The sequence below is a fragment of the Njordella calcicola genome (assembly GCF_056494125.1).
In genome coordinates this window covers 3009756-3034082 of record NZ_CM151396.1, presented here as the reverse complement: position 1 = coordinate 3034082, position 24327 = coordinate 3009756, and the positions used below count along the sequence as shown (strand labels likewise).

The window sequence follows — 24327 nt, the reverse complement described above, 5'->3', positions numbered from 1 at the left end:
TCGATGCATGTAGTAGAACGCGGGGCAGTGCCCACGCGATTAAGCCACACGCTGCAGCAACATTACCTATTGCATACGGCTGAGCCGACCGGCCGTGATCCATTTTGCGCAAATGGCAAGCAGTAAATCTCGATCAATAGGCTTGCTCAAATAGTCGTCGCAGCCGGCATCGAGACACTTCTGTCGATCCTCCGCGAGTGCATGTGCGGTCAAAGCGATAATCGGCATCTTTACGCCCTGTGCCCTGAGGGATCGCACGAGCATGTAGCCGTCTATTCTCGGCATCTGTAAATCTGTCAGCAGCAAGTCGTATGGCGAGTTTTCGATGCTGGCCTCATCCAACATTTCCATCGCCATTTGCCCATCATCGGCAGTGTCGACAGTCGCGCCGGCTTTCTTTAGTAGAAACGAGATCAGCCTTTGGTTGTCGAGCCCATCTTCGGCCAGCAGAATGCGTCCTAGGACCGCGACCTTTTCAGGGTTGGGATTCACCGCTGCGATCGCTACCGGTTCGATCCTCGCAACAAGTTTGGTGTTGTTTGCAAGTTGTAGCGGCAAGCTTAAGCGAAAGCAGGAACCGCGGCCAACTTGCGTTCGCACAAGCGATACGTCGCCCCCCATAAGCCTGGCTAAGCGGCGACTGATAGCCAGTCCCAGCCCCGTGCCACCGTGCTTTCTTCTGAGGGTGCTGTCGGCTTGTTCAAACGCGTGAAAGAGCATCTGCGATTGCTCGCTGGTGATACCCGGCCCTGAGTCTTCGATGTCGATGACGAGGGTCGTACTGTCGGAAGCCTCAGCAACGCTAGCATCGATGATGATCGAGCCATTCTCAGTGAACTTGGCCGCATTTCCAACGAGATTCATCAGAATCTGACGCAAGCGAGTTGAGTCACTGAGAATCCATTCGGGAATAGCGGTGGAAAGTTTTGTTTCCATAGTCACCCCCTTGCCATGTGCCTTTGGCGCAAGCAAACGTTGCACCTCACGCAGGACGTCGATCAATGGCGTTTCGACGACCTTTATCGTTGTCTTCTCAGCTTCGATTTTTGAAAGATCCAAGACATCATTTATTATTGTCAGCAGATGTTGTCCAGCGTTAGCAATCGTATCGATTGCGTGCATCTTTTGATTCGACGCATCTTCTGGGTTACCCTCTTCCCGTAGCATTTCAGCAAATCCAAGAATGGCGGTCAGCGGCGTACGAATTTCGTGACTCATATTGGCAAGAAATTCACTTTTCGCGCGGTTCGCAGTGTCGGCTTGGTTGCGAGCAACTTGCAATGCCTGCTCGCGCTCGACTTCGGCGGTAACATCCATCGAAGTCCCGTACAGACCAACGATTTTGCCAACCGAATCTCGTTTCGCTCTACCTTCGCAGCGTATATACCGGATCTCGGTATGAGGCCGGCGAATTCGAATCACTAACGAGTAGGGCTTTCCGTCTACACTTGCCTTTTTTAGAGCTTTATCGAGCGTTACGGCGTCCTCTGGATCGAAGGTGTCCAAAATCTCTTGGTACGAAGGCTCACCGTTCGCTTCATCGAAGCCAAAAATGCTATAGAGCTGCTTGGACCAGCGACTCTTGGTTGTGGCAACGTCATAGGACCAGTTTCCTAGTCGAGCGATTGATTGAGCGTCCTCTAATCGAGTTTTCGCTTCATGAAGTTCAATCGCAGCTTCACGGGCGCCTGTCACGTCACCCATATAACCATGCCAAAGAGTCGAGCCGTCTGTTTCTCTTTCAGGAATGGAACTGGCGGTAAGCCAGCGCACTGTTCTGTCTTGATAGCACAATCGGAAGTCCAAGTTAAATGGTGTCAGTTTCTCCATGGAGGCTTGGATTGCTGCCTGAACGTTTTCGAGGTCATCTGGGTGGATCGCGGCGAATATTGCTGAAGCATCGTGGACGACTTCATCCGGTCGGACTCGGAAAATGCAATAGAGTCCGTCGCTGGCATAAGGCATGCTTGACGAACCGTCGGTCCGAACTCGAAATTGATAGACGATACCGGGTATGCGACTAGATATTTTTTTCAATCGGTCCAGGGCATCTTCCTGCAGCCGTTGAGCGCGTTTCTGTTCGGTAATATCTCGGAATGTCCAGATGCGTCCGTAGATGCATCCGCCTTCGCCTCGAACGGGGGCTGTGTAGCGATCCAGAACAGTGCCATCAATTAACTCTATCTCTTCGCGAATGGTAAGTTCGGGGCGGGCAACGATGTATGCAACTCGCTCCGCAAAAGCTTGCGGGTCTTTAGTTCGGTGACGAACATACTGCAACTGCACAAAATCGTCGGGATTACGGGCGATATCTAATGGGATATCCCATAACTCTTGAACTCTCGCATTTTGATGAATTTTTTTCCCTTCGCTATCGACCACCAAAATCCCATCAAGTGGTGAATTCGCAATCACTTCAAAAAATGCGTTCCTCGTTTGAAGTTTCTCTTCGATAAGCTTTCGGTCCGAAATGTCGCTGATGCCAATTCGGATTTTTAGTTGCCCTTCGTTGTCTTCAATTGCGATACAAGACCATTGCACCCAGACCAACTTTCCGTCCGACTTGACCATTCGCAATTCATAGGAGCGAGGTTGCTCCGATTTCAGAATTTCGCGGTGGTTGCGGTAGAAAGTATCTTGATCGTCCTTGAGAACGAATCGACTGATCGGCTGCTTGATCAATTGGCCACGATCGACTTCCAATAACGAAGCGGTCGTGAGATTGGATTCCTCAATAAGGCCCTTTTCGCAAATGACACAATAGCCAGTTGGCGCAAGTTCGTAGAGATCGAAGTAGCGAGCTCTCGTGGCATCCAATTCGTTCTGCGCGCGTCGCAACTCTTCGTTTTGGAGCTCCAATTCGATCTGATAAACTTGCAACTCATGAACGAGACGCACGGAATCTTGGAGCGATAGACTTTGGGAGGCAGCGGTCGAACTTGTTGCTGCAGATGATCGCGATTGTTCGGCAAAGATTGCTTCGGCCTGCTGCCGTAAGTCCTGAGCAGTCGTGTTTGCTTTTGCATTTTGATCAGAATTTTGGGTCATGAGTTTTGGTTCAGTTCCGTTTCACTGATCGGGCACAATCGCTCTGTGGTCGCAATCGCATGCATATGCCCCTGTTCATTCAGCAAGGCAGTGGCCGTGATCCAGACTTCCACAGTCGAACCACTTTTCGTAAGTCGCTTTGTACGATAGGGTTCAAGAACTTGAGCTTGGCTCAGCTCATACTCCTTCATCAAAGCATCTTGCTGATCGGACAGAGGAACGCGATCGCGAGCGTTCATCGTAAGTGCTTCGGCCTCTGTCCAACCGAAAAATTTCACTGCGGCTGGGTTCCAGGCAATAATACGACCGTCCAACTCTTGGACAGTGATCGCGTCGCGCGAATCCCGCACTACGACTGCCAGACGAGCGAGTTCGTTGGAGCGGCGCAGCGATTCTTCGGCATTTTTACGCAGCGAAATGTCGCTGGAAACTCCGATGATGCCTGTTAAATTTCCTTGTTCGTCCAAAATAGACGTATTGGTGGTTTTTATCGGGAACTCACGACCATCGCGGTGTCGAACCAAAAACTCACCAGTCCAATTCAGGCCATTCTTTAGGGCAGTCATGATCGCCGATGCCTGCATTTTGCTGTCAGCACTTGGTGTCACATCCAGTACATTCTTGCCGATGACCTCGATGGATTTCCATCCATAGATGCGCTCGGCCGCTTCGTTCCAATACAAAATTTCGCCTTGCAGGTCCGTAGCGATTACCGCTTCGCCAATTGCGTTGAGCAGCGTTGATCTGAATTGGAGTACCGCTTTGTCCGCCTCCAGCTCGGACTGGGTCTTCTTGAGCGAAGTAACATCCGCAAAATTGATGACGGCGCCTTCAATCACATGGTCGACCGTGCGATAGGGTTGCATCCGCATGACATACCATTTTTTATCGTTGGTTTGCACATCGATCACTTTCGTGACCAAGGTATCTAGTACCTCTTGAGCGTCCTCAACCAGACTTGTGTAATTCACAAAGTTGGACACTGTATGAGCGATAGGTCGGCCTACATCGCTTAGTATCAAGTTGATAATCGAACATGCGGCTGGAGTAAATCGCAGGATTCGTAATTGATGGTCGACGAAAATAGTTGCAATGCCGGAGCCTGACAGAAGATTATTCATGTCATTGTTCAGTTGCGAAAGATCATTGAGCTTCGCGTTTAATTCCATATTGACAGTAGCCAACTCTTCATTGACCGACTGCAGTTCTTCTTTTGAGGTTTCAAGTTCCTCGTTGGTGGATTGCATCTCTTCATTGATCGATTGCATCTCCTCATTGGATGACTTGAGCTCTTCATTGGAGCTTTCCAGTTGCTCGCGGGCACTCTGCAAGTATTCATCACGCGCATGCAACTCTTCCAAAAGCGCAGAAATTCGTTCGTCGGCGTCGGAAAGCGTTGAGCGAACGGGATCAAGTGCATCGATTACGGGGAGAGAATCGTTCGCTGTTGGTTGACCGATCTTTGGTTTGTCCGCATCTCTGGATTCCTTGATGATGACTATGTAATGCGAGGAAGGCTTATTTTCTAGGTTCGCTTCTACCACCGCGTTCGCGGCTATGGCATAAACTCCAACGTCGACGCGGGTGAAATGCCCGTTGGTACGGACCAGTACATTGTTGACGGTCGTTGGCTCTTGCGAAATCACGGTGCGACTCATCGCCATTGCGAGCGGTTGCTGCAGGCCTTCGCGTGCCATTTTTAAAATATTGTTGACGCCCGATTCACCGGCTGCAAGCTCCAGGTACATACCAGATCGCCCGCGAAGGTAGAGTATGTCGCCTTGTGCATTGACCAGCGCTGCCGTTGGCGCAACTAGCTGCATCAACGATTTCTCCAAGATATCTCGCAGTGGCAACTTTGAGGAGAATTCAGGCATCATCACAACGTTAGCCATTGAGCTGGGCGATTCTGAAGCGGTCATTTTGAACAGCGAGATTACACCAGGGGACCTTTGCGTCGTCGCGATGAAGTCTTCTTTTCGCTGATAAAGCTTCGCATTGCGATCGATCACTTGGAACAGATTTCCGAAATCGCCGATGCCTTCGCTCGTTCCCAGCAAAAGTACACCGTTATGCGTAAGTGCAAAATGAAACAGGGGCATCAATTTCTTCTGTAGTTCAGCACCCAAATAGATCAGCAAATTTCGACAACTGATCAGATCAAGCCTGGAGAACGGTGGATCTCGAATCACATCATGCTCGGAAAAGACCAGCATCTCGCGGATACTTTTGCGAACACGATAGACTTGTCCGATTGGATCTAATGAAAAGAAGCGAGCTAAGCGTTCTGCCTTGACGTCCGAAGCGATGCTCGCAGGATACTGGCCAGCCCTAGCCGTGGCGATCGCGCGGCTGTCGAGATCCGTTGCAAAGATTTGAACTGAGCAGCTAGACTTGTTCGCTTCTATGTATTCGCGGATGAGGATTGCGATCGAGTATGCTTCTTCGCCCGTTGAGCAACCGCTGATCCATATACGAACTAAGTTCTTGGCGGCTGACTTGTGCTTAAAAAGCATCGGAATTATTTGACTCTCGAGTACATCAAAAACATCCGGGTCGCGAAAGAAGGAAGTCACCCCGATCATGATGTCGCGGAACAACGCCTCCACTTCGCCTGGGCTTTCTTGAAGGTACCTCACATAATCGCGGATCGTTTCTATATGTTGGACTGCCATTCGCCGCTGGATACGACGATGGATTGTGCTGGGCTTGTACAACGAAAAATCGTGTCCCGTTTGGGCTCGCAGCAATACGAAAATCTTCTTAAGCAAAGATTCCGACTTGGGCTCGAAATGATCATCCTCTCCAACGGGTTTCTGGAATGCCCGTGAAGCATATGCGAGCAATTGCGCGGGCATTTCAGCGGGGGTAAGCTCATAGTCCGCTAGACCGGTGGCCAGAACACTCCGCGGCATTCCATCGAACTCCGAACTCTCGACGCTTTGTACCATCACCATTCCGGATTCTGCTTTTATAGCTCGAATGCCCTGTGTTCCATCGGTACCGGTTCCGGAGAGCACGATTCCGATTGATCGTTCCTGTTGATCTTGTGCGAGTGACCGAAAGAAAAAGTCAATTGGCAGTCGCTGCCCTCGTGGTAACGTCGGCTCTAGTAGTTGTAGCGTGCCATTGAGCAACGCCATGTCATAGTTGGGTGGAATGATATAGACGTGATTGGGCTGCACCGGCATCCCGTCTTCGACTTGCAGCACCGTCAGCGTGGTATACCGCCCAATAAGCTCGACCAAGATGCTGTGATGATCGGGTGCCAAATGTTGCACCAACACAAAAGCCATCCCTGGTTGCGAGTTGGGTGGCATACCAGAAAAGAAGGCTTCAAACGCCCGAAGTCCGCCAGCAGAAGCACCAATTCCAACAATCGGAAAACCGCAATGCGTCGATTCGGTGTCGCTTGTCACGTGATATTGGTTCGTCTCTTTATCGCCGACCTGCCTACCATCCGACATGCATAATCCTAAAATTCGTGGCCCAAAAAGCTCGCTTAAAAATGGGACGACATTGATTCCGCTACTGGCAACAACGGTGGCATTCGTTGAAAAAAAGTTCTTAAACAACTGCAGGTAGTTGACTCAGGTGAAATATCGAAAGGCTGTCCCGACAGAATCGTATCTCTTTCAAACAGCCTCACTCTAATCGTTTCGTTCAAGATATCGTATCTAATCCACCGCGTCACCGGCATGTAGCGAGCGTCCTCATCAGATTCTTGAAAACGCCAAAAACTGAGCATAATCGCACTCTGGATGAACGTCCGATCGGTCGGACTTTGGCAGCGTTGCAGCCCAACATGGATGGCTTGGCTGTAGTTAAAGGTTCGGGGCACGGTAGTGCGTAACCATCTGTATCAGTTTTCCCAAGTCAAACAGCGGGTGCAATTGTGTGCAACATAAACTCAATTGGTTGATGGTCAGCCGACACTCAATGGGATAGCTGCCAATCGCAGTTCTAAAGCCCTCAGATACGTTCACTACCCATGCTGACGCACAATCGCGGAAACTGACTATCTTAGAAATCAATTCGATGCCCGTCTTGGCTGCGACGGACGTGGCGGACGATTATCTCGACTGCACGGCTCATATTGCGTATCAGTATTCCAATTTGATCCAATCACATGTACTGTTCTTACATGTCGATCGAGAGGATTGCGTGATACTCAACACCAGTACGAACGTTTAGAAATGGCTAGCTCCCCGGACCGAATGTCTAATAAGGAAACTTCTCTAACAGGTCGATTTCGTAAGCACTAAAAGATTATGGGCCTATGGAGTTCGAGACCGATTCGGTCGGTCTTGTTGAGCGTGCCGCGTTACGGAAAATCTGCTTAACAGTCGGATCCGTTCGAGACCGGTTCGGTCGTGATTCGATGCAGGTCACGAACTACACAACTTCGACTTTGCTCGAAGCTCAAACTTTCGAGCCGATCTAAAGGTTGAATACATAGAAGGTTCGACTACTCTAGAGCTTCCACTCGGTGTGCAAAAAGTGCGATCCACCCATGATTTCTCTAGGAATCACTGCATTTCGCGATGGCTAGCTTCCGCAACGTCTACACTTCACTCATGCTCGTAATCGCTGGCTCCACGAACAAGGAACTAGCTCGCCAAGTCAGTTACCTCAAGGCGGAAAACCAGATCCTCCGCAGCCGCGTTCCCAATCGTATTAGTCTAACTCAACGTAATAAGAATCGCCTCATTCGCTTCGCAAAGAACCTTGGTTCTGCGCTGAACGAATTGGCCACGATCGTTCACCCAGCATGGCGGCGTGCTGAACCTCGGTCGCTACGTGCCCGGATAGCTAGGCTACTGTTGATACGGTCTGGCTCGCCTGGTTGCGCTGGCCCAATCCAGGAAGCGTGGGTCGGCTTCTACCCAACGAAGATTGCTCGAAAGTTGTTTGTCGAAGTTGAACTCTTCGAAGTCAATCATTGCCGCTTCGATGACGATCACGTCCGATTGCAGCAATACGGAGTGTTCGCCCAACTCAATATTGAGGCGACATCGAATCAGGTCCGGACATCCGTCTGCCTCCAGCATGATGTCAATAATCTTTCGTGCTTGAGTTTGCAGCGTCTTTTCTGAAACATCCCAAAGCCTTTGCATCGCAGCCTCCATAGTGAGAAATAAGACTGCACGCAGTATCCACGCCGTCGTGACAAGTCTGGTCAGGGTCGTGGAGCTAATTCAGGAAAGCAAAAAAATCTCGGAGATTCGCTCGGGACAAGGATACTTTTTGCGGTGAGAGGCGTTTGATGTATTGACAAGCTAGTCCTGCAAATATTTTGGGGAATGAGAATTTTCTGCGAACCACTGCAAGACATGAGCGTCTATCTCTGCGACACGCGACGATTGTGGTCGCGGAACAAGGAATCTGAAAAGCAATCAATCACTGGATACGAGATCATGACTTCAATACGGCTGAGTACCGAACGATTTAATGGATATGAGGGTTGTCTCGTGTCGCAAGACGCGAATGCGCTCCCCTTACATCCACATCGGAGGTAACACTCGGCCGTACTAACGAAGCAAACGTTGGCCAGCCCGGTGTTACCCCAAAGTGACACCGGGTTTTTTCGCGCCTTCATCAGACGTCAGGTATCAGGTTTCAGACTTCAGGAAATAAGTTTGGCCGTATTTGCTGAAGCCTGAAGCCTGAAGACTGACTCCTGAAGACTGTTCACGGACTGGTAGCTGAGACGGTATAGCGGCGGTCTGAAGAACCGCATACGAGGATTCGAGCGCCTCCCAGTCCGCTGCTGCAAGCAGCAGAGCAGTAGACAAGAGAAAGTTGAAAGTAGAGAAAACGCGGACGTTTACTGCGGTGTACTATCAACTCACTACTCTCTGACGAACGGAACATGAAACTCACATGAGAACAACTGCGCTAGAGGTGCGCACCTAAGCAAACAAACACGGCTCGTTCGACTTCTGGTGAGGTCACTGGTCTTTCAAGCCAGCTAGGTCGGGTTCAAATCCCACACGAGTCACTAAGCAGGAATCAGGTACCAGGCGTCAGGTTTCAGGTAAATCACTGAAGCCTGAAGTCTGACTCCTGAAGACTGATCACGGGCTTGTCCGTAGGAACGGAGCTTTGATTTGCAATCAAGGTGACAGGGTTCGATTCCCTGCAGGTCCACTCCTCAGGATTCAGGTATCAGGTTTCTGGCTTCAGTTTTTGGTATCTGATCCCTGAAGTCTGATCCCTGAAGTCTGATTAGGTAGTTGAGGGCTGGAGCCCATATCCGTCTGATAAGCGGATCGCGCTGAGTTCAATTCTCAGGGCTACCACTGGTAATAGGCTGTAGCTGTTTAGGCTGTAGCCTATAGGAAGAACTAATACTAGGACACAAAGCAATGCGTTACATCATCAACCTACAGTCTAAACGCCTACAGCCTATAGCCTGCTTAGAGGTTGTGGTGTAGCGGTAGCACAGCGGACTTTTAATCCGCAAAGCGTGGGTTCGAATCCCACCGGCCTCACTCATCACGGCGTGTAGCTCAGTGGTGAGAGCGGCGTCCTTATAAGACGTGAGTAGAAGGTTCGATTCCTTCCACGCCGATTCAAGCATTGAGCAATAAGGAGTAAGTGATAAGTAGATAACGACAATGAATCTGTCCGGCTTAAGCCTTACACCTTATGCCTTACAGCTTGCAACGGGATTGTGGCAGACAAGGTAATGCACCGGTCTCTTAAACCGGCCGATGTGGGTTCGATGCCCACCGATCCCACTGACAAGAAGGTATCAGGTTTCAGAAGTCAGGGTTCAGTAAATGCACTGAGGCCTGAAGTCTGATTCCTGAAGCCTGATCCGATCTTTGACAATTTGGTTGAGCCAACAAAAAGCGTCCATGGTGTAGTGGTAACCCATCTCCTTGCCAAGGAGGAATTGCGAGTTCGATTCTCGCTGGACGCTTTGGTCAGACTTCAGGCTTCAGGAGTCAGACTTCAGGGAACGAAGCAATCCGTTAAGTACACGACCTGTCTCATTGGCAATCGCAGTGGTTTCATTGCCCGTTTGTGGATCGAGATACCCAAGGCGTTCGGCCAGTGATAGCTGGTATTCCACTTCGCATACCGAACCATAGGCGATCTCAAGAAACCTCGCGTAGTCGGCTTGCGAAGATTTTGCACAGCCCTCAACGATATTCGATGGAGCAGACACTGCAGCCCGTCGAATTTGGGAAGTAAGCCCAAACATCTCTTCCTTTGGAAATGACTTTGTGCACTTGTAAATCGCTAAAGCAAGCTGATCCGCCAACTCAAATGCACGCAGTTTGTGATAGTCTCGCATCGTGTTCTCCTGAAACCTGAATACTGAAGTCTGAAACCTGATTTTATTCCGGTGGGTCCTGTGTTGGTACGGGAAGGCGACTGTTAATCGCCCAGACGCAGGTTCGATTCCTGCCGCCGGAGCTTCGCCAGACTTCAGGTTTCAGTTATCAGGCTTCAGACTTTACTGAAGTCTGAAGCCTGATTCCTGAAGCCTGATCAAATACTCCGGAGTAGCAACTGTTGGTCGTTGCGTCTGGCTCTGAACCAGAAGCTCGCAGGTTCGATTCCTGCCTCCGGTGCTGTGGCCGTCCTGTATTGGTTCAGGAACTTGGCTGTGAACCAAGTTTATGTCGGTTCAATTCCGATCGGTCACCCTTCAACATTGAAGCCCTTGAATCCATCTGGTGGTGGAGCTTGACTGTCGATCAAGTCGTGGCGAGTTCGATCCTCGTCAAGGGCGCTTATTCGTATGGAAGACATCCGGCTGGATTAGGGCGCTGTCTTGAAAACAGCTGGCGTTAACGCGCTTCGGGGTTCGAGTCCCTGGTCTTCCGTTTTGATTGAAACAAATAGTCCTGTGGCCCAGCGGCGAAGGCACCTGGTTTACACCCAGTAGATCGACGGTTCGAGTCTGTCCAGGACTACTTTTGAAGTGTGAATTGTGAAGTTGGAAGTTTGAATTTCACACTTCGAACTTCACACTTCAAACTTCTTTCGGTGTGGTACGCCAACGGCTGAGCGGCTTGTTTTAGAAGCAAGTGTTTGTGGGTTCGAATCCCACCTGCACCACTGTGAATATGTCTGTGAAGTGTAGTGGATACGCACGCGACCCTGCGAAGGTCGAAGATCAGGTTCGATTCCTGACATGGACACTGATGAACAACATGGCTTGCGAGTGTGATGGATTCGCACGACAGTCTTCGAAACTGTTAGACAAGGTTCGATTCCTTGGCGAGCTACTTTTAAGCATGGTGCGGTGCGCTAATTGGTATAGCGGCTGAGCTCAAACCTCAGTGTTTGTGGGTTCGAGTCCCACCCTCACCACTGGTGTATGACGTGGTACGCGAACTGGTACAGCGGCGAAGCTTAAACCTTCGCGATTGCGGGTTCGAATCCCGCCTGCGTCACTCGATAGTTACATGGGTCGATTGGACTTGGGAGTCCATGCCGTCTGTAAAACGGTCGCTCGTCGATGAGCAATGTAGGTTCGATTCCTTCTCGGCCCACTGATGTGAACATGGCTCGGTGCGATGTTGGTATTTGCAGTCAGCCCCTCAAGCTGGCGTTCACCGGTTCGATTCCGGTCCGAGTCACTGCTTAATCACGATGTGGTGGAACTGGTAGACACGCGATGCTCAGAACGTCGTGCCATCAAGGCGTAGGAGTTCGATTCTCCTCTTCGTGACTTTTATTGCAGGCTAGTTGGGACTGAGCTGACTTTCATAAGGTCGGTAACCCGGTTCGATTCCGGGGCTTGCAACTTGCGGCCCGTTACAACGGAGTCACTGCCCAGTGCTCGGCTGAGCCTCATAAGCTCGGACGGCCAGGTGCGACTCCTGGACCCGCCATTTATATGGTTGAGTACGCAAACCGGAAAAGCGACTTGGTCGAGAGCCAAGTGATTTTGCAGGTTCGACTCCTGTCTCAACCACCTTGTTTGATGATCGCGTGGTCCAGCGGCTAAGACACCTGCATGACACGCAGGAAATCGAAGGTTCGATTCCTTCCGCGATCACTGGTAGTAATGGTTTGTAAGTGTTCCGGGAGCACGCGTTCTTGGTAAGAACGAAGATCGAGTTCGATTCTCGAACGAACCTTTGTATGAGATGGGGTCATGGTCCAGCGGGAAGACATTGCCATGGCATGGCAAGGACCCGAGTTCGAATCTCGGTGACTCCACTTTGTTAATTCGGAAGGTAGCCGGATACGGTTTGCCGGGCCTGTTTGCTAAACAGTGCAATGTAATAGTTGTGTGGGTTCAACTCCCATGCCTTCCGCCTTGCAAAGAAGTTTTCGAAGCACCGCTACTTTCAAGGACGATGTAGCATCCAAAACCAGATGAAAGGGGGAGTAGCGGTGTCTCGTTGAAAAACAAAGTCGTCCGCGTCACCAAAAATTAGCTTGTTACCTCTTTTCAACTCAACGGCATAGAATTTGGTTACGAAGTTGAATCGATACTTTTTGGGTTTTGACACTTTCAATTCGACTTGATTCTGAATTGATGGATTAAGCCAGAACTTAAATTCGCCTTGCTTTTCGAGATACGGATCAACGTAGCTCTCGTAGAAATTCTCCCTTGAATCCTTGTAGATGATCGTCAACTCTATCGGCTTTGTGTCACTGAGCTCAAGTACGAAGGTGTTCAGTGTCACTTTGGTGTAGTCATATTGGTGAAAGTCGAACTCGTCCTCGATCTCAATACTGAACTGCTTTTGAAGTTCTACGATGGTTTCGATTCGACGATTAACCTGGGATTCCACATCATTAATCAATACCTTTACGTTACTTCCAACCGCACTAATCTCGACTGCTTCATTCGGAAACCCTTCGATAATGTAGTCAACTTTAACCTCTTCAATCAACTTGCCGTCGGACTCAACTACGTTAAGTTGGATCGTGCTCTTTTTGACGTATAATCGATGCTCTCGCAGTTTGCGATCGAATTCGGACGAAAAGATATCCCCCATGAAACCAGGCTTTCGATCGTAACGTTCTGCCAAGATCGGTGGGCCAATCCATAAGCAAATCAGTAACGTGCGGGCGACGTAACCGCATATTCTTGCAACAGCGAAATTCATAGAATCACCGGCTAAATTGGCAGGAATCGTCGAAACTAGAGTTGGAAATAATTTTCTCTCATCGGGCCGATTTTACGTTTCAGTATACGGTGCAGTTCAGCTGAAAGCAATCTAGTAGCCGGTCATGGCTCGATGGTGAAGCGGACATCATCTCTCGCTTCTAATGAGAAGTTCCAGGTTCGATTCCTGGTCGAGCTACTTTGGTGACTGACAAGTTGGACTACATATGGGCCGGTCAAATGAGAATTGAAGGCGAAGTAATTTGTCGTTGGGTTCGATTCCCTTCCGGAGCTAGTCTGGCTTAAATACCTCGTCGCCAACAATACAACGATCGACTGCCGAGTTGGAGTACATGCTTAGGGAGCCGGATGTCGTGGGTTCGAATCCCACCGGCGCGACTTTGATGCAAATCACTGCGCCGTAGCTCAGCCTGGATAGAGCGCTGTAAATCCTCTGACACATAACTTCGTCGATCGTTTTTTCGTACAACACTTGACTGCCGATTTGGAGTACATGGCTTAGCAGGTTCGATTCCCGCCCGGTCCACTCGTTGACTCAACAACGGGCCGGAACCTTGACGGTCGCTCAGCGTCCGTCGGGGGAATATCTCTGGTCACAAATTCGTCAAGTGTTTTTCATTTTCACTGAACCAAAGAACGCTGGAGCTGTTCTTGTAACTGACGTTTCGCAAACCCTTTTTGACGGACACCGTCCATGGACTAAGCATGAGCACTATCGCAGCAACCCTCGATCCATATAGAACCCATATCGGCTTGAGCCCATCGCTTCAGCGGCCAACGTTGGTGCTGAACCGCAACTGGCAGCCGATCAACGTGGCGACGGTTGCGCGTGCCCTGATCATGCTTTGGAACGATTCGGCCAAGATCGTCGATCCCGTCGATTACCAGTTGTACGACTGGAGTGACTGGAGCCGGCTTGTACCCGATCGCGACGAGCCGTTCATCCAGTCGGTACGCCAGCGGATTCGTATCCCAGAGGTCATTGCATTGACCAAGTTCGATGCAATGCCGACGCAGAAGGTTACCTTCAGCCGCAGAAACGTTTTCAAGCGTGACAAGATGACCTGCCAATACTGTGGAAAGCAGCCTGGCAGCGAAGAGCTCACGATTGACCACGTTGTCCCGCGTGCTCAAGGTGGCTTGTCAACTTGGACGAACTGTGTTTTGGCTTGCATCGACTGCAATTCGAGAAAGGCTGACCGTACTCCGGCTCAGGCGCACATGAAACTCCGCAAGGAGCCAGTACGTCCAGCTTGGAAGCCGATCTACGCCGATCGAATGAATCGCGTGAAGAGCTGGTCTAAGTTCATTAGCGAAGCCTACTGGATAGTAGAGCTCGAAGATTAGGCAAAGTTTTCGCGTTGGCTGGAGTAAAAAATCCAGCCAACGCCCTTCTCGTCTTTTCCCAGGCACAAAGTTGGGCTACAATCACGCTTCTCAACTTCGTGCACGGAAATCGTAGGCGACGACATGAACGATAGCTTTGACCTTCAGGGTGCAGCGTTACCGCAGCAATTTAACTTGGGCTGCCTTGCCATTGCGAACGGACACAGATGGCGATTAAGCCATGTCGTCTGGGAAGGCACGGCACGATTCGTTGGTGCAACCTTCTTTTGTGACCTCAAAGCGCCTTGGGACGATAGAAACCTGCTTCGCATCGAAGTCTACAGGCTACCGAGTGGAGCGAGTGAGCTAGCCGAGCGTCTCGATTGGTACACACGCGGCCGGAAGAGCCGTCGGATCAAAATTTCTGATGGGCAGCTTTTCGACGATGGCATGTTGGACATCAAGTGCTTCGGGGATGAATGGGAGAGCGACGCATTTGCACTTTCCAAGGGCGAAGTTATACGGATCTATCGTGCGAAAAAGTTTGCCGTAATATTTCGATTCCTCGCGAGGTCAGGGACGTTGCTGGACCATCCAATTTTCAAGGGACTGGTCAAGGACATTACCTTGGTTCCGCACGACTGGGAGAAGAAAGCTCCAAGCATTACTGAGAGGACGAAAAAGACGAAGACATCGGACGACGCGTTGAGTCCTGAAGAATCACGCGAACTGCAACAAATTGCAAAGTCTGTGGAGAGTCGCCTGGGTATCACCAAAGCAATGAAGGCCAGTCGTCGGCTAGAAATAGTTGAGGCTGAAATCGAGGTTGTTCGAGGCCAAGGCAAGCTGCCAGCGGAAGCGATAAAGGATGCTGCTGTAGAACTGGGCACGGAAATTGGTGAGTGCTTTCGAAGGGGGATGGGCTGGGAATGGCGCCGATTAACGTACGCTAAGACTGAGAGCATGATATGCATTTGCTGCCCGGAACGCCGTTTGGTACTACAGCCTGGAGCCTGGGTCGCAGATTTGCTGACCGCAAAGAAACACCCGATTAATTGTCTATTGACGTTCAACATGATCGAAGGTGGCCGACTTCCGCCAACACGCCCCGGTGCATACACGCGCATTAATTAAGTTTTGCAAAATCAGGCGATCCTTTTTTTGCTCGCCGCGTCTTCCCAAGAGTGCACAGGAATGTTCGCCTGGGAGCGGACTCGGCCTCCAAAACCGATGGACAGTGTTCGAATCACTGCGTTCCTGCTGACCTGCCGATGTGGCTCGACTGAGAAAGGCACCTGTCTTGTAAACAGGTCCATGCTGGCGCGAATCCAGTCATCGGCTCTGGCAACTGAACTGCCGGTTTAGACTACATCTTTACCAAAGCGAAGGATCTAAACCACTCATTCGTTCGATTGTCTTTTTGGGCTCGTCGCAGTGGGAAACTGTTGCGGCGAGTCTTTTTGGCTGACTGCCAAATCGGATTACATTTGTCGTGAGTTCGAGTCTCATCAGCGTCTGCAACGACGCTGTAGCTCAGTTGGTAGAGCAATGTCTAGAACGATCTGATTTTCACTTCGTCGATCATTTTCAGTCAAACAACCGACTGCCGATTCGGAGTACATCCACCACCCTTGCCGCGATAGTGGGAACTATCAAATGACGTACGTCGTCATGGCGCTCTGGTCACACTTCGTCGGTTGATTTTAAACTATCAATTGCGGCTGTGCTCGTCGTCGACGAATGACTGTGAGGGCGAGCTACTTTCTATTTTGTCGGCGAGCGGTAGCTTCGCAGATTCCGGCAACGGTTTCAGTTTTGCCAGAGATTGCCCCAGTTGATGAAGCTCACTCACTTCTCGCAATCGGCTAGTGATACCGGCGCTGGACATGTCCACCCTTGCTGCATTTGTAGTTACGTGATTGTCGATGTTACGAATGCTCATCGGGGTCAAATCCTAGTTGCTTAATATCTAAACGGTCGATATCTCGTCCAGCGGCACGCTTCATTTCTACGAGTCCTTCCCGCGATACAACACACAGAGGAAGACCGTTCCAGTCAAACCATTGGCGTTGACTCCATGCCACCGTGTCTAGTCTTTTGGGTACCAGTAGATCAAGAATCCTATACTCAGGACCTTCTAACTTTAAGATACGGTAGACTTCGGAATCAGGAAATGGAATTTTGCCGGAATCGTCAAGGAAACCCAATGATGCTGCAGCAGATCTAGCTCGGTCTAACGAATCCGGCGGAATCCAGAAGTCGATATTTTTGGTGAAGCGAGGAAACCCGTGAATGGCAACTGCCATACCACCACACAATGCGTAGTCGATACGTTCTTCGTTGAAAAGCCGTATCAATTCTCGGAGTTCGGATTCAAGTGTTTGCACTGTAACTCGATATATGATTTCTGTGACAAGAATTCTGCTTAATACACTGTCCCGGAAGCAGCCAGTGTTATCAGCAGTGTCGACGATCGTGACGTGAATGTGAAGAACAAAATCTGCAAGTAATCCAATTTGTTTTCGTGGCGACACTTTCATGCTTGTCTTCGCGAACCTTCCATCCTTCCACGCATCTTATACATCAATAGCGATAACGAGAGCTGGGTCGGAACAGGACGGCACGGTTCGACCGGTGTGATGACGGCTTGGGAAGCCTTCGTCGCCAACCAGCGCAAGCTGGCAGGCAAGGATGCTGCTCCGAAGCTAGTCAACATTTACTTGCAGCCGTACCAGACGGTTCAGGCTTGCGAGCGAGCTGACATCATGAACATCGGAGGCTTCAGTGACTCGGTGTTCAACGTGATCAGCGCGTTCCTCGCCGACAATAACCAGCGATTCGTCGCTGAAGTCGAAGCGATCGAACTGTAAACGCGGATTGGTCTCCGGTCCAACTGCGGTATACTGAAACTTAACACCCGCGGGTCGAATTTCCGGCTCGCGGGCTTTTTGCATTGATCGAGATAAAGTTGAGTACCTGAGTCAGCTATACTATTTTGACTCTGATTTGCACTGGTTTCTATTGGAATAAGACAGTCGATGTTAAACGAAGCTCCTAACCCTCATGATGGTTCAATGGACCGCATAGTCCCAGTGGTGTTCTACCTAGAGCTGCCATTCTGGTTGGCGACTCCGTCTCAACAAATTGATACTCAATTTCGGCAAGTAGATTTTCGCCTCACTCTGCACAATGACCTGGTCGGAGTATACGTAACACGCTCAGTCGAACGATCGGGTCAGAATCTACTTGCCCTCATGCCGCAACCTCACTTTGTGCCATGGCTTGAGCGACAATCCGAAGACCGAGCATTTCACTATCGAAATTGGCGAACGACAATTGAAGTCCCTCTTTAACTCAATGCAAACATGGTTAATGCGCTTGACGAAGAAGGCCCTTTAGCAAACCGAGCTAATCAATACCTTCGCGCATTCGCTCACGACTTGTTCCCTCTCATCAATAGGATTGTCGATAGCTATCGAGCAGCCTCTAACGATCCGTTTGTCAATCGAGTTTCAGAATGGGACTGCCCACTATGGCAAATGAGAAAGCCAAACGGTGGATACCATCAGTTGAATTTGCAACAATACCTGCTTGAGGACTGGCTTCCGCGCGTGGGAAACTGGGGCGGAACCTCATCACCGAACTACAAGTGCTCCAAAATAGACCTGACGCACACTCTCAATTCCGAAGATCGTGTTCTTCTCGACGCATGGTCCTCTTTCTACAGACGTCAATACAACCAGACCATCGTCAACATGGTTACAGCAATTGAAGTGATACTTGACAATCGTCTAGCAAAAGTATTCGAAAGCATTGGCTATGACGCTCGCGCAATTCAAATAAGGATCGAGGAAGACGGTTTCTATGATAAGCTTCGAGCCTATCAACTGTTGACCGGTGAAAGAATTCCGGGCCCGCTGATCCATCCATACTCGCCCGAAGTAAATCGGGTTCGATTATCAAGCGAACTGGATCATGTTCGCCGAATGCGAAACAAACTAGTTCACGAGGGTAAGGTACCTAGCGTTCAACGCGGCAGCGCACTGAAGATCATTGAGACGATGTCATGGTTGGCCAGATGCATCTCTGGTAACCCCAACCTCGACAAGACGATAAGACGTGGCTACGCATTAGACCAAGCGTACAGCCAAGTAATACCGTTTCCTACATTTCCAGGTCCGCCAGAGGACATGCTAGACCTGGATTTGCATGAAGATGATTCTGAAGCGATAAGCAGAGTCACGATGCGTGACAGTATTGTGGACGCCATTTTGGCAGAACTCCTTGTATTGGCTTTCAAGGAATCAGATTTTGAATATGTAGTTCACGCTTCTTTAGCTTGGATGGGCTTCTCCGTTGAGGATGCTCCACTTGATCTTTTGATGGAGGACCAAGAACGCGAAAGATTCATGTTCAATTACTCAGGACGATTGTGGTTTGTGTTTATCGCTAATGTACTCGATGCTGAATTGAGCAACGCGATTCATCATCGGCTCGAGACACTTAACGACAAGTATGGAGCTGCTTACGGATTAGTTGTGTATCGCAATTCCATAAAAGCGCTTCCGGTCGTCAGTGAGAAATTTATATCGCTAGCTATTGAGGATTTGTTGAATCGCGCGTACCTAGCCTGCGTCTTCGACATTCAATCCGTAAGTGAGGCTCGAAAAATAATCTCTGCAGATTACGGTTCTGTCAGGTCCTCAGTGGTTTCAGTATTGGGCAGCATTTACAGAGTCTTGGACAAGAAGAATCTGATTTGCATTGAACTTATGGCTGGCCAAAAACTGGAGCTAAACCAACTAATCGCCGTTGAGCTTCCCTTGGGGTGGCGAACACTCCAAGTATCATCGATCCAAGTACAGGGGCGATCGCTCGATATCGTACATGGGCCAGTTCGTGCCGGCGTTGGTGTTGATATTCCAGTTAAAAAACAATGGCTGGGGAATAAGGTTGTCACCAAGTCATGCCCGCTTCTCTCGTCATAGAGGTTTGCAAAGAAGTGAACTTGACGGATTGCGCTAGCATTAGCGATGGTTGATCAGCTTGGTAAACTCCTGTTTTTGTTTCTCCCAATCCTTAACCAATGCAACGGGCTGTAACTCCCTAAGTCCGACGAAAATGCCTTTAGAATATGTTCTAGGTAAGTCAAGAAGTTGCTCCTGAATATTCGGTGCCAGCAACCTTAAGTTCATGATTTGAGTTACCCTGGCACGAGTGACGTGGCCAAGCGTCGCGATCTCTGCATAGTCGTGGACATGGCCTTGGCGGATAAGGTCTTCGTAGTAGATTGCGAGTGCCATGTAGCGAGTGATGCGTGGCAAGCGGCCTCTGGGGCGCTCCATAGCGACAGGAACAGGGCCTTCGACCATCGCGATGTGCTTGCCAACGCGCTTCTTGTGAAAAGTAGCTCCTACTTGGATTTTCTCGTTCATGCTCGGGCCCTCCCCGTGCGCAACCCTCTTCGTAACAATACTGTACTCTCTTTTGCGCTTCGATCTAATGCTCTTCAAAACAAGAACTTACGCCAGTTCGAGACCCGTTCGGTCGCTCTTGCAACCTGAAACGAGTTCGTAGACTTTTCTCGAACTCGTTTCACTCGCAAACACAATGCGAGATCCGAACCTTGGAATTAACAGAAAAGGTTCGAACAGAGTACTTTGGCCGGTAACGAGCGTTGATGACCGCGCCCCTTCGCAACTACTCTAGAGATAGTCTTCGGTGTGCAAAAAGTGCGATCCACCCATGATTTCTCGAGAAAAATCTGCATTTCGCGATGGCTAGCTTCCGCAACGTCTACACGTCACTTCTACTTGTCATCGCTCGCTCCTCCGAGAAGGAACTCGCGAGCCAAATGAGCTATCTCAAGGCGGAAAACCAGCCCCTTCGCAGTCGCTTGCCCGATCGCATTAGTCTAACGGAACGCGAGAAGAACCGCTTGGTTCGTTTTGCGAAAACTCGGTATCGAATCGGTCACTCGCAATACTGACAAAGACATACTCACACGAAATGGATTAGAAACTGGGCCACAACGTGGACCGGGAAAATTATCACCAAGAACATCGCCATGTTGATACGATCTCAAATTAGGCCTTCGGTCGAGTCATCATAGCGTCACACGATCGTTCGCATGAAAACCTAAACCGGACGAAATAGTCGGAGCAACCTTTTTTCACAGGGCGGCGATCGAACTTGTGAATAATGTTGTGCCAACGAGTTTCGTCACGGTTCAAGGGTAACGATTTTTGCCCCCCGATCAACGAAGTCCCATGATCCACCAACAACTTGTCGCTGCGATTTTTGCTCTAGCTCTCCTCTCTCTCGGCGCTGCCACAGTCGCTCTATTTCGTAAACCTGGCGATTGGGCTCGCGGTTTCTGGCTAATGCTCGGGCTTTGGGGGCTACTCGATGGGCTCATCGTGTGGCCGTCGCTACTGCAGGAACCCATGGCCCCGGACGAACTACGCTGGGTGCTTGGGATCAACCTGCTGCTACAACTCATTTACCTTCCGACCGGCATTTTACTGGCGACCCGGACCAAAGCCCTCATCAAGGGTTTCGGTTGGGGCGTTCTCGCCTCGGCGATTCCGCTTGCAGTGATCGATGCGGTGTTCTACTTACGTCTGTCGAACTAATCCCGCTGCCAGGCAACGCCTCCCTGGTAAATCATCGTTTCACGTTCGCAATCCAGACTGCTGCCTCATAATCGTTTGTCGTGGCGTGCTCCAGGACGCTAGGTGTCAGCTAAACCGAGACTTAGCACCAGGAAATGGTACGATTACAACCGTTGTTGGTATGCACGAAGTCGAGTGCACTGCTAGCCCCGGCGCGTGCACGCGAGAAAGACGGTGCACTGCTATATCGCCGCCTACCTTTGCAACACAAACTCCGCTGACACGAAGCTCTAAGCTGTTATTGAGCAAGCTGAGATAATCGACCAATTGATTGAGGTCAAATGGCAAGCAATCATCGAACGCGTACGTGATCTCAGCGTCTCGACCAGTCACTTATCGTAGCGGTCGATCGCTTGCTCGGGCCAAGTTTGGATGTTTTGTGCAGTCATAGCATTAACGTCATTCGCGGAAAAGAATCGGCCAAGTGTGTTGTCCCCATTAGATTGTGCCGGTTAGCACTAATGTCTGTTAATTCCACGCAGTCGGGTACACAATTGCGCGATTGCTGGAGCGATTAGCAATTTCGAAGAGGATGTCAGCACCGGTTCATCGGTTTTACGAAGTGTTACTGCTTGTCTTTGCGCTGCCTAAATCGCATACAAGTTCTATTGGCAAACAGTATGAAATTGTCTCTTTAATCGTTACTATAGATCGATCTTTGATTGCGTGCGCGACTTCCTGCACGACGAAGCGATGGATGGCCATGAGAAACTAGTGCAGCGATATCTGAAACCGGACCTATTGATCATTGATGATATGGGCATGAAGCAATTGCCCAAACGGTCTGGGGAATACTTGTTCGAGATCATCATGCGTCGCCATGAGCTCCGCGGCACGATGATGACGAGCAATAGTCCGCTGGATGATTGGGGCAAGCTGATTGGAGACGTGCCCAGTGCGACAGCGATTCTGGATCGGTTCTTACACCGCGCGGAGCTGTTTCAGATCACGGGTAAAAGTTACCGTCTGGATAAAACTGAAAAAAGTTCAAACAGTACCAAAGCGCCAACCGGCAATGCGGCCGAAGAATAGAGTATCAAACAGTACCAGTGCAACGCTGGATGGACCCACAACAGAAAATGGTACCGTTTGAAGCGCAAACGACCTGTACTGTTTCAAGCGCCAATTGACAATTGAGCGAGCTCGCATGATGTCATCCCTTGGTGCTGAGGTTGTACTGGTCGATCAAACAAGTGATTCGACTCCAGGTCAAGTCTCGGGCGCAGACCTTGAAGTAGTAGAACGGGTAACCGCACGAATAGTAAAGGAACGTCAAGCTTTCCGGGCGGATCAATTGCACCATCGCGGAAAAACGATCGCGGTTCTCTGCTGCGATTCTGGACTCAAATACTTAAGCACTGATCTATGGGAGACGTTCTAGTGAACAGCTCGCGATCGCACTGCCAAGCGTTTGCATACTATGAGCGAAATGCTTCGAAACAAAGTAGGGCACTGGTGTAAATGAATGCGAACCTTCCTTGGCATTGAATGTCATTATACAGTCAGTCGAGATTAAACTCCGAGTGGACTACTGTGCCGATGTGGCTCGATTGAGAAAGACACCTGTTTTGTAAACAGGTCCATTCTGGTGCAAATCCAGTCATCGGCTCTTGCAGCTGAACTGCCGGTTTGGACTACATCTTTACCAAAGCGAGGGATCTAAACCACTCATTCGTTCGGTTGCATTTTTCTGACGCGTCGCAATGGAGAACCGTTGCGGCAAGTCTTTTTGACTGACCGCCAAATCGGATTACATGTGTCGTGAGTTTGAATCTCATCAGCGTCTGCAATGACGCTGTAGCTCAGTTGGTAGAGCAATGTTTAGAACGATCTGATTCTCACTTCGTCAGTCCTTTTCAATCAAACAACCGACTGCCGACTCGGAGTACATCCACCACCCTTGCCGAGATAGTGGGAACTATCGAATGACGCACGTCGTCATGGCGCTCTGGTCACACTTCGTCGGTTGTTTCTTTGAATAATGCGGAGTGCTCATTCTAAAAGAATTGTTGCTGATTTTCAGAAGATGCAGGACGTTCCACCGACCTGCGGGTTTTTCGTATGGTTTCGTCGCCGAGGCAAATGTAGAAAAAGGAGCGACCATGCCTGCCGATATGTCGTTTCACCGCGTTGGGCATGGCTCCGCGTTTATTCGGTCAAGTGACCGTGATAAATAAGAAACCCAGCGAGATTTCAAATGCTCCCGGCTCGCCCGGGAGATCGTTACGTTTCTCGCTACACTTTGCGCCGACGAACTTGAGCCGAGACAAAACGCAAGAAGCGTCGCAGCTCTTGGCTGCGACGCTTGTGATGCCGAGGGGGCGAAGGCACTTGGAGCGTACCACTTCCTCTGCAACAAGGGTTCGTGATACCGTTTCCCTTAGCCTTCCCTGATCACTTGAACTTCCCACTACGGAAGGGACAACTACGGGGCACTACTGCTTTACCCAGATTGCATTGCTGCCACCAACTAGTTGCAACTCCTTCACCTTACCGTCCTCACTGCGTACGATGTTATATCGCTCACCTTTGAAGGGCCCTTCAGCGAACTTGATAAAGAAAACTGTTGGCTTTCCTTCCCCTAGGCTCTCCTGCCCCTCATCACAAGCCCAATCACCGTTCCCCTTCAGCACAAATCTCCACGGTCCGGCTTCTCTTTTTGCATCATCCGACTTCCTAATCATCATCTCCCCCCCAGACTTCTCCTTATAACTTCCCGCAAGCCCTTCGTAGTGGCCCTCAGCTCTACGAATAACCCATGTTTGAAAATCTTTGTCCGAGCCTTTCGCATACTCTTTCAAAAACACCAGCTTGCCGCTGGAATCGCGTAGGAGGTGGAGTACGTGACCAGCGTAGGGAGATTCTTCTCCGAAAGTTATCGTATAAGTCTTCGGTCCATTGTTCGGCGGTTGGATGTGCCCAGCCGAACAAGGCCAACGTTTACCAGCTTTATTGGTCCAGACGTAAGGACCAGGCTCGCCGTTTTTTGCCTCAGTAATCTCGACGTAATGAAAGTCGTTCTTCGGAAAGTCAAGCTCCCATTTTCCTACAAGCGTCTCGTAATTGGGGTCGGCACCATAGGCAAACGACATCGTTGTTAAGAGTGCCATGGCTGCAAGAGCGATTCTTCTGTTCATTGTATTCTCCAGCGGTTCAAGTTGATGGAATTCAGAG

At 50.0% G+C, this 24327-nt stretch carries 18 protein-coding genes and 23 tRNA genes; 32 read left to right on the top strand and 9 right to left on the bottom strand.

Annotated elements, in window-relative coordinates; all coding sequences use genetic code 11:
• Nucleotides 1-66 precede the first annotated feature (66 nt).
• Both SH302x_RS11465 and SH302x_RS11460 read right to left on the bottom strand, forming a co-directional pair.
• A complete protein-coding gene (locus tag SH302x_RS11465; protein ID WP_479368828.1) occupies nucleotides 67-3048 on the bottom strand; it encodes a PAS domain-containing protein in 2982 nt (993 codons plus the stop codon).
• The gene (locus SH302x_RS11460) at nucleotides 3045-6515 is read right to left on the bottom strand and encodes a chemotaxis protein CheB (protein WP_479368827.1); all 3471 of its coding nucleotides are present in this window, start codon (nucleotides 6513-6515) and stop codon (nucleotides 3045-3047) included. The genes SH302x_RS11465 and SH302x_RS11460 overlap by 4 nt, the downstream gene beginning before the upstream one ends.
• A 571-nt stretch (nucleotides 6516-7086) precedes the next feature.
• Between SH302x_RS11460 and SH302x_RS11455 the strand changes: the two genes are divergently transcribed.
• Nucleotides 7087-7242, top strand: coding sequence for a hypothetical protein (locus SH302x_RS11455; RefSeq protein ID WP_479368826.1), 156 nt, complete (start codon nucleotides 7087-7089; stop codon nucleotides 7240-7242).
• A 623-nt stretch (nucleotides 7243-7865) separates the two neighbouring features.
• Here the strand turns inward: SH302x_RS11455 and SH302x_RS11450 are convergent.
• Nucleotides 7866-8165, bottom strand: coding sequence for a hypothetical protein (locus SH302x_RS11450; RefSeq protein ID WP_479368825.1), 300 nt, complete (start codon nucleotides 8163-8165; stop codon nucleotides 7866-7868).
• A gap of 578 nt (nucleotides 8166-8743) precedes the next feature.
• Here SH302x_RS11450 and SH302x_RS11445 point away from each other — a divergent pair.
• The 6 genes from SH302x_RS11445 to SH302x_RS11420 all read left to right on the top strand — a co-directional run bounded on the left by SH302x_RS11445 (nucleotide 8744) and on the right by SH302x_RS11420 (nucleotide 9976).
• Nucleotides 8744-8815 (top strand) — tRNA-Phe (locus SH302x_RS11445).
• Between the two features lie 161 nt (nucleotides 8816-8976).
• Nucleotides 8977-9049, top strand: a tRNA-Glu gene (locus SH302x_RS11440).
• Nucleotides 9050-9470: 421 nt separating this feature from the next.
• Nucleotides 9471-9542: transfer RNA gene (locus SH302x_RS11435), tRNA-Lys, on the top strand.
• A gap of 7 nt (nucleotides 9543-9549) precedes the next feature.
• A tRNA-Ile gene (locus SH302x_RS11430) sits at nucleotides 9550-9622 on the top strand.
• Nucleotides 9623-9718: 96 nt separating this feature from the next.
• Nucleotides 9719-9791: transfer RNA gene (locus tag SH302x_RS11425), tRNA-Lys, on the top strand.
• Between the two features lie 114 nt (nucleotides 9792-9905).
• A tRNA-Gly gene (locus SH302x_RS11420) sits at nucleotides 9906-9976 on the top strand.
• Nucleotides 9977-9994: 18 nt separating this feature from the next.
• On the opposite strand, the gene SH302x_RS11415 is transcribed toward SH302x_RS11420, so the two are convergent.
• The gene (locus SH302x_RS11415) at nucleotides 9995-10354 is read right to left on the bottom strand and encodes a four helix bundle protein (protein ID WP_479368824.1); all 360 of its coding nucleotides are present in this window, start codon (nucleotides 10352-10354) and stop codon (nucleotides 9995-9997) included.
• Nucleotides 10355-10401: 47 nt separating this feature from the next.
• Between SH302x_RS11415 and SH302x_RS11410 the strand changes: the two genes are divergently transcribed.
• From SH302x_RS11410 to SH302x_RS11345, 14 genes are all read left to right on the top strand, one after another.
• A tRNA-Asn gene (locus SH302x_RS11410) sits at nucleotides 10402-10476 on the top strand.
• A gap of 84 nt (nucleotides 10477-10560) precedes the next feature.
• Nucleotides 10561-10634, top strand: a tRNA-Gln gene (locus SH302x_RS11405).
• 2 nt (nucleotides 10635-10636) lie between these two features.
• A tRNA-His gene (locus SH302x_RS11400) sits at nucleotides 10637-10709 on the top strand.
• 13 nt (nucleotides 10710-10722) lie between these two features.
• Nucleotides 10723-10795 (top strand) — tRNA-Asp (locus tag SH302x_RS11395).
• Nucleotides 10796-10906: 111 nt separating this feature from the next.
• Nucleotides 10907-10979: transfer RNA gene (locus SH302x_RS11390), tRNA-Val, on the top strand.
• A gap of 72 nt (nucleotides 10980-11051) precedes the next feature.
• Nucleotides 11052-11124: transfer RNA gene (locus SH302x_RS11385), tRNA-Leu, on the top strand.
• Between the two features lie 181 nt (nucleotides 11125-11305).
• Nucleotides 11306-11379, top strand: a tRNA-Leu gene (locus tag SH302x_RS11380).
• 9 nt (nucleotides 11380-11388) lie between these two features.
• A tRNA-Leu gene (locus tag SH302x_RS11375) sits at nucleotides 11389-11462 on the top strand.
• Nucleotides 11463-11476: 14 nt separating this feature from the next.
• Nucleotides 11477-11561, top strand: a tRNA-Tyr gene (locus SH302x_RS11370).
• Between the two features lie 13 nt (nucleotides 11562-11574).
• Nucleotides 11575-11648, top strand: a tRNA-OTHER gene (locus SH302x_RS11365).
• Nucleotides 11649-11657: 9 nt separating this feature from the next.
• Nucleotides 11658-11740 (top strand) — tRNA-Leu (locus SH302x_RS11360).
• Nucleotides 11741-11910: 170 nt separating this feature from the next.
• Nucleotides 11911-11986, top strand: a tRNA-Leu gene (locus SH302x_RS11355).
• 11 nt (nucleotides 11987-11997) lie between these two features.
• Nucleotides 11998-12070, top strand: a tRNA-Val gene (locus tag SH302x_RS11350).
• 93 nt (nucleotides 12071-12163) lie between these two features.
• Nucleotides 12164-12234, top strand: a tRNA-Ala gene (locus SH302x_RS11345).
• A gap of 131 nt (nucleotides 12235-12365) precedes the next feature.
• On the opposite strand, the gene SH302x_RS11340 is transcribed toward SH302x_RS11345, so the two are convergent.
• Nucleotides 12366-13133, bottom strand: a complete 768-nt coding sequence (locus SH302x_RS11340) for a hypothetical protein (RefSeq protein WP_479368823.1) — start codon at nucleotides 13131-13133, stop codon at nucleotides 12366-12368.
• 126 nt (nucleotides 13134-13259) lie between these two features.
• On the opposite strand from SH302x_RS11340, the gene SH302x_RS11335 reads away from it, so the two are divergent.
• The 4 genes from SH302x_RS11335 to SH302x_RS11320 all read left to right on the top strand — a co-directional run bounded on the left by SH302x_RS11335 (nucleotide 13260) and on the right by SH302x_RS11320 (nucleotide 15820).
• Nucleotides 13260-13331: transfer RNA gene (locus SH302x_RS11335), tRNA-Arg, on the top strand.
• Nucleotides 13332-13858: 527 nt separating this feature from the next.
• Nucleotides 13859-14500 (top strand): HNH endonuclease, encoded by a 642-nt coding sequence (locus SH302x_RS11330; RefSeq protein WP_479368822.1) that lies wholly within the window; start codon nucleotides 13859-13861, stop codon nucleotides 14498-14500.
• A gap of 123 nt (nucleotides 14501-14623) precedes the next feature.
• A complete protein-coding gene (locus tag SH302x_RS11325; protein ID WP_479368821.1) occupies nucleotides 14624-15613 on the top strand; it encodes a hypothetical protein in 990 nt (329 codons plus the stop codon).
• A 133-nt stretch (nucleotides 15614-15746) separates the two neighbouring features.
• Nucleotides 15747-15820 (top strand) — tRNA-Thr (locus tag SH302x_RS11320).
• Between the two features lie 370 nt (nucleotides 15821-16190).
• Here SH302x_RS11320 and SH302x_RS11315 read toward each other — a convergent pair.
• Together SH302x_RS11315 and SH302x_RS11310 are read right to left on the bottom strand one after the other, a co-directional pair.
• Nucleotides 16191-16421 (bottom strand): hypothetical protein, encoded by a 231-nt coding sequence (locus SH302x_RS11315; RefSeq protein ID WP_479368820.1) that lies wholly within the window; start codon nucleotides 16419-16421, stop codon nucleotides 16191-16193.
• Nucleotides 16408-16866, bottom strand: coding sequence for a nucleotidyltransferase family protein (locus SH302x_RS11310; RefSeq protein ID WP_479368819.1), 459 nt, complete (start codon nucleotides 16864-16866; stop codon nucleotides 16408-16410). The genes SH302x_RS11315 and SH302x_RS11310 overlap by 14 nt, the downstream gene beginning before the upstream one ends.
• A gap of 129 nt (nucleotides 16867-16995) precedes the next feature.
• Between SH302x_RS11310 and SH302x_RS11305 the strand changes: the two genes are divergently transcribed.
• A complete protein-coding gene (locus SH302x_RS11305; protein ID WP_479368818.1) occupies nucleotides 16996-17349 on the top strand; it encodes a hypothetical protein in 354 nt (117 codons plus the stop codon).
• 495 nt (nucleotides 17350-17844) lie between these two features.
• Nucleotides 17845-19467, top strand: coding sequence for a hypothetical protein (locus tag SH302x_RS11300; protein WP_479368817.1), 1623 nt, complete (start codon nucleotides 17845-17847; stop codon nucleotides 19465-19467).
• Between the two features lie 39 nt (nucleotides 19468-19506).
• Here SH302x_RS11300 and SH302x_RS11295 read toward each other — a convergent pair whose 3' ends face one another.
• Nucleotides 19507-19914 carry a hypothetical protein gene (locus SH302x_RS11295; RefSeq protein ID WP_479368816.1) on the bottom strand — a complete coding sequence of 136 codons (408 nt, stop codon included), beginning with the start codon at nucleotides 19912-19914 and terminating at the stop codon, nucleotides 19507-19509.
• A gap of 341 nt (nucleotides 19915-20255) precedes the next feature.
• Between SH302x_RS11295 and SH302x_RS11290 the strand changes: the two genes are divergently transcribed.
• The 5 genes from SH302x_RS11290 to SH302x_RS11270 all read left to right on the top strand — a co-directional run bounded on the left by SH302x_RS11290 (nucleotide 20256) and on the right by SH302x_RS11270 (nucleotide 22762).
• On the top strand, nucleotides 20256-20468 hold the full coding sequence (locus SH302x_RS11290; RefSeq protein ID WP_479368815.1) for a hypothetical protein: 213 nt from the start codon (nucleotides 20256-20258) through the stop codon (nucleotides 20466-20468).
• A gap of 280 nt (nucleotides 20469-20748) precedes the next feature.
• Nucleotides 20749-21114, top strand: a complete 366-nt coding sequence (locus SH302x_RS11285) for a DUF6992 family protein (protein WP_479368814.1) — start codon at nucleotides 20749-20751, stop codon at nucleotides 21112-21114.
• Nucleotides 21115-21807: 693 nt separating this feature from the next.
• On the top strand, nucleotides 21808-22185 hold the full coding sequence (locus SH302x_RS11280; RefSeq protein WP_479369264.1) for an ATP-binding protein: 378 nt from the start codon (nucleotides 21808-21810) through the stop codon (nucleotides 22183-22185).
• 115 nt (nucleotides 22186-22300) lie between these two features.
• Nucleotides 22301-22534: a hypothetical protein gene (locus SH302x_RS11275; protein ID WP_479368813.1), complete on the top strand. Its 234-nt coding sequence runs from the start codon at nucleotides 22301-22303 to the stop codon at nucleotides 22532-22534.
• 154 nt (nucleotides 22535-22688) lie between these two features.
• Nucleotides 22689-22762, top strand: a tRNA-Thr gene (locus SH302x_RS11270).
• A gap of 826 nt (nucleotides 22763-23588) precedes the next feature.
• Here SH302x_RS11270 and SH302x_RS11265 read toward each other — a convergent pair.
• A complete protein-coding gene (locus tag SH302x_RS11265) occupies nucleotides 23589-24290 on the bottom strand; it encodes a hypothetical protein (protein WP_479368812.1) in 702 nt (233 codons plus the stop codon).
• Between the last annotated feature and the right edge of the window lie 37 nt (nucleotides 24291-24327).

Bases quoted from the DNA above. Each gene is read 5' to 3' on its own strand.
- SH302x_RS11465 (WP_479368828.1), bottom strand. From the start codon at position 3,048: ATGACCCAAAATTCTGATCAAAATGCAAAAGCAAACACGACTGCTCAG.
- SH302x_RS11460 (WP_479368827.1), bottom strand. From the start codon at position 6,515: ATGTCGGATGGTAGGCAGGTCGGCGATAAAGAGACGAACCAATATCAC.
- SH302x_RS11455 (WP_479368826.1), top strand. From the start codon at position 7,087: ATGCCCGTCTTGGCTGCGACGGACGTGGCGGACGATTATCTCGACTGC.
- SH302x_RS11450 (WP_479368825.1), bottom strand. From the start codon at position 8,165: ATGCAAAGGCTTTGGGATGTTTCAGAAAAGACGCTGCAAACTCAAGCA.
- SH302x_RS11415 (WP_479368824.1), bottom strand. From the start codon at position 10,354: ATGCGAGACTATCACAAACTGCGTGCATTTGAGTTGGCGGATCAGCTT.
- SH302x_RS11340 (WP_479368823.1), bottom strand. From the start codon at position 13,133: ATGAATTTCGCTGTTGCAAGAATATGCGGTTACGTCGCCCGCACGTTA.
- SH302x_RS11330 (WP_479368822.1), top strand. From the start codon at position 13,859: ATGAGCACTATCGCAGCAACCCTCGATCCATATAGAACCCATATCGGC.
- SH302x_RS11325 (WP_479368821.1), top strand. From the start codon at position 14,624: ATGAACGATAGCTTTGACCTTCAGGGTGCAGCGTTACCGCAGCAATTT.
- SH302x_RS11315 (WP_479368820.1), bottom strand. From the start codon at position 16,421: ATGAGCATTCGTAACATCGACAATCACGTAACTACAAATGCAGCAAGG.
- SH302x_RS11300 (WP_479368817.1), top strand. From the start codon at position 17,845: ATGGTTAATGCGCTTGACGAAGAAGGCCCTTTAGCAAACCGAGCTAAT.
- SH302x_RS11295 (WP_479368816.1), bottom strand. From the start codon at position 19,914: ATGAACGAGAAAATCCAAGTAGGAGCTACTTTTCACAAGAAGCGCGTT.
- SH302x_RS11290 (WP_479368815.1), top strand. From the start codon at position 20,256: ATGGCTAGCTTCCGCAACGTCTACACGTCACTTCTACTTGTCATCGCT.
- SH302x_RS11285 (WP_479368814.1), top strand. From the start codon at position 20,749: ATGATCCACCAACAACTTGTCGCTGCGATTTTTGCTCTAGCTCTCCTC.
- SH302x_RS11275 (WP_479368813.1), top strand. From the start codon at position 22,301: ATGATGTCATCCCTTGGTGCTGAGGTTGTACTGGTCGATCAAACAAGT.
- SH302x_RS11265 (WP_479368812.1), bottom strand. From the start codon at position 24,290: ATGAACAGAAGAATCGCTCTTGCAGCCATGGCACTCTTAACAACGATG.